Here is a 409-nt window from a genome sequence, read left to right as displayed (position 1 = left end):
GTGCGCACCAGCCGCTTGGACTCGATATCCCGGGTGGAGCCTTCGCATGTCGCGGTGAGGTAGGTTAGGAACAGTGGGCGTCGGACGTCGACGCCGGTGAGCTTGTAGCCGATCCCCCGGGGCAGAGGGGAGTGGGTGACGACGTAGCTGGCGTTGTGGGTGATGGGTACCAGGATCCGTGGCTCGACGTTGGCAGACTGCCCCCCGCACCGATGTGAGGCCTCAGGGACGAAGGCGCGGATCAGGGCGTTGTAGTGCGCCCAGCGCGTGAGAACGGAGGCCACGCCGCGGGTCTGTTGTGCCATGACGTCCGCCGGGATGTCGGATCGGGTGGCCATGGCCAGCGCGTCCAGGATGAACCCGCCCTCGGCGAGATCGAAGCGCAGGGAAGCTGCGCATGGGGAAAAGT

General features: G+C 66.7%; 1 protein-coding gene. It reads right to left on the bottom strand.

The window, feature by feature from the left end:
• Positions 1-409: hypothetical protein (locus tag D7W79_RS46665; RefSeq protein WP_147442401.1), on the bottom strand; the 409-nt coding region annotated here is incomplete at both ends.

This window comes from Corallococcus exercitus (assembly GCF_003611585.1).
GTDB lineage: Bacteria > Myxococcota > Myxococcia > Myxococcales > Myxococcaceae > Corallococcus > Corallococcus exercitus.
The sequence above is the reverse complement of the archived record's forward strand: the minus strand, read 5'-3'. Positions and strand labels throughout refer to the sequence as shown.